This is a genomic window from Streptomyces xanthophaeus, assembly GCF_000725805.1.
GTDB lineage: Bacteria > Actinomycetota > Actinomycetes > Streptomycetales > Streptomycetaceae > Streptomyces > Streptomyces xanthophaeus.
On record NZ_KL647134.1, the window covers coordinates 287,106 to 293,468 of the forward strand.

Genomic DNA, 6,363 nt, shown 5'->3' on the forward strand with positions numbered 1-6,363 from the left:
CCCGGACGGGGTCCGGGGGACGGCGCTCGGCCGACGGCCGGCCGGCTGGCGGCTAGAGGTTGCCGCGCTTCTCCTGCTCGCGCTCGATCGCCTCGAAGAGGGCCTTGAAGTTGCCCTTGCCGAAGCCCATCGACCCGTGCCGCTCGATCATCTCGAAGAAGACCGTCGGCCGGTCCTGCACCGGCTTGGTGAAGATCTGGAGCAGGTAGCCGTCCTCGTCGCGGTCGACGAGGATCTTCAGCTCGCGCAGGGTCTCGACCGGCACGCGGGTCTCGCCCGCCCACTCGCCGAGGGTGTCGTAGTACGAGTCGGGGGTGTCCAGGAAGGAGACCCCGGCGGCGCGCATGGAGCGGACGGTCGCGACGATGTCGTTCGTGGCCAGCGCGATGTGCTGGACGCCCGCGCCGCCGTAGAACTCCAGGTACTCGTCGATCTGCGACTTCTTCTTCGCGATCGCCGGCTCGTTGATCGGGAACTTCACCTTCAGGGTGCCGTCCGCGACCACCTTGGACATCAGCGCCGAGTACTCGGTCGCGATGTCGTCGCCCACGAACTCCTTCATGTTCGTGAAGCCCATGACCTTGTTGTAGAAGGCGACCCACTCGTTCATGCGGCCGAGCTCGACGTTGCCGACGCAGTGGTCGATGGCCTGGAAGGTGCGCTTCGCCGGGGGCTCGACGATCGGGTTCGCGGCGACGAAGCCCGGCAGGTAGGGGCCGGTGTAGTCCTTGCGCTCCACGAGCGTGTGGCGGGTCTGGCCGTAGGTGGCGATCGCGGCCAGCACGACCGTGCCGTGCTCGTCCTTGACCTCGTACGGCTCGTCCAGGCCGCGCGCGCCGTGCTCGACGGCGTAGGCGTAGGCGGCGCGGGCGTCCGGGACCTCGATGGCGAGGTCGACGACGCCGTCGCCGTGCTCGGCCACGTGCTCGGCCAGGAAGCGGCCGCGGTCCGTGGACGGCTTGATGACCGAGGTCAGGACGAAGCGCGCGGCGCCGTTGGACAGGACGTAGCTGGCGGTCTCGCGGGTGCCGTTCTCCGGTCCGGAGTAGGCCACGAGCTTCATGCCGAAGGCGGTCGAGTAGTAGTGCGCGGCCTGCTTGGCATTGCCCACGGCGAAGACGACGGCGTCCATGCCCTTCACCGGGAAGGGGTCGGCCTCACGCGCGGTGTGCGGGGTGGTTTCCAGGTTCGCCAAAGACTCAGTCATGAGCGCAGAGTCCCGCCGATCCACAAGCTGCGCAATAGTTTCGAAATCTGCTGTACATACTGTGCAGCCCAGGCGCAGGATGATTGAGACATCTGTGCACTATGACCACTCCCCGCCCAGCCTGGAGGCACTCATGGGAATCGACGACCTGGACGGCCGGCTCATCGTCCTCCTGGCCCGAGAGCCCCGGATCGGGGTCCTGGAGGCCTCCCGGCGGCTCGGCGTGGCCCGGGGCACCGCGCAGGCCCGCCTCGACCGGCTTCAGTCGAACGGAGTCATCCGCGGGTTCGGTCCGCAGGTGGATCCGGCGGCACTCGGCTACCCGGTGACCGCCTTCGCCACCCTGGAGATCAAACAGGGGCAAGGGGCCGACGTGCGGGCCCACTTGGACGGCGTACCGGAGGTCCTGGAACTGCACACCACCACCGGCCACGGGGACATGCTGTGCCGGCTCGTGGCCCGGTCCAACGCCGATCTCCAGCGGGTGATCGACCGGGTCGTCGGGTTCGATGGGATCGTTCGGGCTTCGACAGCGATCGTCATGGAGAATCCCGTTCCGCTGCGGATCATCCCCCTCGTCGAGCAGGCGGCGGAGGACGACACCCGCTGAGGTGACGCGCAGGCCGTCCCGGGCCGTCCGGGCCGGACACAGGACGGGGTGACACGGCGTGAGCTTCTGGAGCTACCTGTCCTTCCGCCACGAGCAGCTCCTGACCGACGCCTTCCAGCACGCCAGCGCCGTCTTCCAGTGCATGCTGATCGCGACCGTGCTCGGCATCGGCATCGGGCTGGTCAGCTACCGCAGCGGCTGGGGCTCCAACTTCGCCGTCACCACCACCGCCTCCTTCCTGACCATCCCGTCCCTGGCCCTGATCGGCCTGCTGATCCCGCTGGTCGGGCTCGGGGTCCCACCGACCGTGATCACCCTGACCCTCTACGGGCTGCTGCCGGTCGTCCGGAACTCGATCGTGGGCCTGCGCGGGGTGGACCCGGCCCTGGTCGACGCCGCCAGGGGCATCGGCATGTCCCGCGCCGCCCAGCTCCTGAAGGTGGAGCTCCCGCTGGCCTGGCCGCCGATCCTCACCGGGATCCGGGTGGCGACCCAGATGCTGATGGGCATCGCCGCGATCGCCGCGTACGCCTCCGGTCCCGGCCTCGGCAACGAGATCTTCCGCGGCATCGCCTCCCTCGGCAGCGCCAACGCGATCAACCAGGTCCTGGCCGGGACCCTCGGCATCATCGTCCTCGCCCTGCTCTTCGACGCCGCGTACGTCCTGCTCGGCCGCCTCACCATCCCGAGGGGGATCCGTGTCTGAGCCGACCCCGCCCGCCGCCACCACCACCTCCGCCACCTCCGGCGCCGCCATCCAGCTGGAGAACCTGACCAAGCGCTACCCCGGCAATCCCAACCCCTCCGTCGACGAGGTCTCGATGGAGATCAAGGCGGGCGAGACGGTCGTCTTCGTCGGCCCGTCGGGGTGCGGGAAGTCCACCACCCTCAAGATGATCAACCGGCTGATCGAGCCCACCTCCGGCCGGATCAGGATCGGCGACGAGGACGTCACCGACATGGACCCGGTCAAGCTGCGCCGCAAGATCGGCTACGCGATCCAGTCCTCGGGGCTCTTCCCGCACATGACGGTCGCCGAGAACATCGCCCTCGTACCGAAGATGACCGGCTGGTCCAAGTCCAAGGTCAAGGACCGGGTCGAGGAGATGCTCGACCTCGTCGGCCTCGACCCGCGCGAGTTCCACGGCCGCTACCCGCGCCAGCTCTCCGGCGGCCAGCAGCAGCGCGTGGGCGTGGCCCGGGCCCTGGCCGCCGACCCGCCCGTCCTGCTGATGGACGAACCCTTCGGCGCCGTCGACCCGATCACCCGCGACCACCTCCAGGACGAGCTGATCCGGCTCCAGCACGAGCTGCACAAGACGATCGTCTTCGTCACCCACGACTTCGACGAGGCCATCAAGCTCGGCGACCGGATCGCGGTGCTCCGGGAGCGCTCGCACATCGCGCAGTTCGACACCCCCGAAGCCATCCTGACCAACCCGACGGACGACTTCGTCTCCGGCTTCGTCGGCGCGGGCGCGGCCCTCAAACGGCTCAACCTGACCCGCGTACGGGACGTGGAGATCGCCGAGTTCCCGACCGTGTCGGTGGACGACCCGCTCCAGCAGATCTTCAACACCCTGCGCGGCGGCGCCACCAACGAGCTGCTCATGCTCGACCGGCGGGGCCGCCCCTACAAGTGGCTGCGCCGCGGCGACCTGATGCGGGCCAAGGGCTCGCTGGCCCGGGCCGGCCAGCTGGTCCACGACACCGTGACCCGGGACGCGACCCTGCACGACGCCCTGGAGGCGGTCCTCATCGACAGCGGCGGCCGGGTCGCGGTCACCGGCCGCCGCGGCGAGTACATCGGCGTCGTCGACATGGAGACCCTGATGAACTCGGTGCACGAGATGCTGGAGGCCGACCGGCTGACGGCCGCCGAGCACCAGCACGACCTGGAGGAGCTGCGCCACCACCGCACGGACCAGGAGCTCGAAGGCGGGGCGGGCGGCCCGTGACCGTGACACCGCCCCCGGGCGCCTCCCCCCGCCGGCCCCCGGACGAACGCCCGCCCGGCGAGCACGAGGTCCAGGGGCACGCCTTCCGCGACCTCGCCTTCGCCGACGACCCGCTGGGCGGCGCCGAGGAGCCCCCGCCCCCGGCTCCCGGGCCCGCGCGCCGCATCACCTGGCGCAAGCTCGTCGTGCTGCCCTCCGTACTGGCGCTGATCCTGCTCGCCACCTGGCTGTGGATCGACTCCCTGACCCTCGACGTCATCGAGAGGAACTCCCTGGGCAATGGCAACGTGCAGCTGCGGCTGCGGCAGCACGTGCAGCTCACCGTGATCTCCACCTTCTGGGTGCTGATCATCGCCATCCCGCTGGGCATCGCCCTCACCCGCCGCCGGCTGCGCCGCGCCGCGCCGCTGGTCACCGCGCTCGCCAACATCGGCCAGGCCACCCCGGCGATCGGGCTGCTCGCCCTGCTGGTCATCTGGCTGGGCATCGGCCCGTCCACGGCGATCATCGGCATGGTGGCCTACGCCGTGCTGCCCGTGCTCTCCAACACGGTCGCGGGGCTGCGGGCGATCGACCCCCTGCTGGTGGAGGCCGCGCGCGGGGTCGGCATGTCGCCGACGGGCGTCCTGACGAAGGTGGAACTGCCCCTGGCGGTCCCGCTGATCCTGGCGGGCGTACGGACGGCGCTGGTGCTCAACGTCGGCACCGCCACCCTGGCCACCTTCGGCGGCGGCGGCGGCCTCGGCGACCTGATCACCTCCGGGATCCAGACCCAGCGGATGCCGGTGCTGGTGGTGGGGTCCGTACTGACGGTGGTGCTCGCCCTGTTCGTGGACTGGCTGGCCTCGCTGGCCGAGGCCTTGCTGACCCCGCGCGGGCTGGAGGCGTAGATGCGGACGCGGACCTTCGGCGGACGGACGGCGGCCCTCCTCGCGGCGGCCGTACTCGCGGCGGCCGGACTGGCGGGCTGCGGGCTCAAGAGCGGCTCGCCGATGGTGGACGAGGTGACGCCGGGCAAGCTGGGGCTGGGCGAGCCCCTCAAGGGTGCCTCTCTCACGGTGACCTCGAAGAACTTCAGCGAGAACATCGTCCTCGGGCAGATGATCGGCCTGGTCCTCAAGGCCGCCGGCGCCGAGGTGCTGGACCGCACCAACCTGCCCGGCTCGATCAGCGCCCGCGAGGCCGTGGCCAAGGGCGACGCCGACGCGATGTACGAGTACACGGGCACGGCGTGGATCACGTACCAGGGGAACACCGAGCCCATCGACGACCCGCAGGCGCAGTGGGAGGCGGTGCGCGACGCGGACCTGAAGAACGGGGTGGCCTGGCTGCCCCAGTCCTCCCTCAACAACACCTACACCCTGGCCATCAGCAAGAAGAACAACGCCAAGTACGGGCTGAAGACCCTCTCGGACGTGGCGGAGCTGGCGCGCAAGGACCCGTCGGCGGTGACGCTCTGCGTGGAGAACGAGTTCGCCTCCCGCCAGGACGGGCTGCCCGGCATGGAGAAGGCGTACGGGATGAAGATCCCGGCGGGCAACATCCAGAAGATGGACGCGGGGATCATCTACACCCAGGTCTCGAAGTCCGACTCCTGCCTGCTCGGCGAGGCCTACACCACGGACGGCCGGATCAAGGCCATGGACCTGGACACCCTCGCCGACGACCGGCGCTTCTTCCCCAACTACAACGCGGCGCCCGAGCTGAACGCGAAGACCCTCGCCAAGTACCCGGTGATCGCGGAGCTGTTGGACCCGGTGACGAAGAAGCTGACGACCGAGGTGGCGCAGGAGCTGAACGCCAAGGTGGACGTGGAGGGGCAGGACCCGCACGAGGTCGCCAAGGAATGGCTGCTCAAGGAGGGGTTCATCAAGGAGGGCTGAGCCCGGCCGCCGCCAACCACACTGATCCGGGCTGGAGTTCCGGAGAAGGTGTTGCAAAGAAACCCTTGCAGAGGAATCTTTGCAACTCTACGGTGGGGCCATGCCCGAGATGAACGCCCGCACCCCCGAGCCCGGCGCCCGCGTCCTCGACGCCCGCTCCCTTCGCGGCCTCGCCCACCCCCTGCGCATCCGCATGCTCTCCGCCCTGCGCCACGACGGCCCGGCCACCGCCTCACAACTGGCCGAGCGGCTCGGCGAATCCAGCGGCTCCACCAGCTACCACCTGCGCCAGCTCGCCGCCCACAGGTTCGTCGAGGACGCTCCCGGGCACGGCAAGGGCCGCGAGAGGTGGTGGCGGGCCGTCCACGACGGCACCCAGTTCGACGAGTCCCTGATGTACGACGAGAACCCGGAGACGCGCGGAGCCGCCGAGGCCTTCCTGCACGAGATCGCGACCTTCCACACGCAGGAGATCAGCACCTGGCTCGGCGACGCCCACGCCTGGTCCAGGCAGTGGCGCGGCACCTCCTCGGACCTCAGTGACTTCACGCTGCGGCTGACGCCCGAGCAGAGCCACGAACTGATCGGCAGGATGCACGAGCTGGTCAACAGCTATCGCGACCTGCCGCCGGCCGAGGGTGCGGAGACGGTCCGCGTGCACACGCACGCCTTCCCCCGCCGCAGCCGCGGCTGACCACCCGCCCC

The 6,363-nt window shown here is 70.0% G+C and carries 7 protein-coding genes; 6 read left to right on the forward strand and 1 reads right to left on the reverse strand.

What is annotated here, in order from left to right; translation table 11 throughout:
• Positions 1 to 52 precede the first annotated feature (52 nt).
• On the reverse strand, positions 53 to 1,207 hold the full coding sequence (gene hppD, locus IO30_RS0135840; protein ID WP_031150177.1) for a 4-hydroxyphenylpyruvate dioxygenase: 1,155 nt from the start codon (positions 1,205 to 1,207) through the stop codon (positions 53 to 55).
• A gap of 133 nt (positions 1,208 to 1,340) precedes the next feature.
• On the opposite strand from hppD, the gene IO30_RS0135845 reads away from it, so the two are divergent.
• From IO30_RS0135845 to IO30_RS0135870, 6 genes are all read left to right on the forward strand, one after another.
• Positions 1,341 to 1,817, forward strand: a complete 477-nt coding sequence (locus IO30_RS0135845) for an Lrp/AsnC family transcriptional regulator (RefSeq protein ID WP_031150179.1) — start codon at positions 1,341 to 1,343, stop codon at positions 1,815 to 1,817.
• Positions 1,818 to 1,875: 58 nt separating this feature from the next.
• Positions 1,876 to 2,523, forward strand: a complete 648-nt coding sequence (locus IO30_RS0135850) for an ABC transporter permease (RefSeq protein ID WP_031150181.1) — start codon at positions 1,876 to 1,878, stop codon at positions 2,521 to 2,523.
• Positions 2,516 to 3,775: a betaine/proline/choline family ABC transporter ATP-binding protein gene (locus IO30_RS0135855; protein ID WP_031150183.1), complete on the forward strand. Its 1,260-nt coding sequence runs from the start codon at positions 2,516 to 2,518 to the stop codon at positions 3,773 to 3,775. Before IO30_RS0135850 ends, IO30_RS0135855 begins: the two co-directional genes overlap by 8 nt.
• A gap of 2 nt (positions 3,776 to 3,777) precedes the next feature.
• Positions 3,778 to 4,665, forward strand: coding sequence for an ABC transporter permease (locus tag IO30_RS0135860; protein WP_031150185.1), 888 nt, complete (start codon positions 3,778 to 3,780; stop codon positions 4,663 to 4,665).
• On the forward strand, positions 4,666 to 5,658 hold the full coding sequence (locus tag IO30_RS0135865; protein WP_031150186.1) for a glycine betaine ABC transporter substrate-binding protein: 993 nt from the start codon (positions 4,666 to 4,668) through the stop codon (positions 5,656 to 5,658).
• 100 nt (positions 5,659 to 5,758) lie between these two features.
• Positions 5,759 to 6,352, forward strand: a complete 594-nt coding sequence (locus IO30_RS0135870) for an ArsR/SmtB family transcription factor (protein ID WP_031150187.1) — start codon at positions 5,759 to 5,761, stop codon at positions 6,350 to 6,352.
• Positions 6,353 to 6,363: the final 11 nt, after the last annotated feature.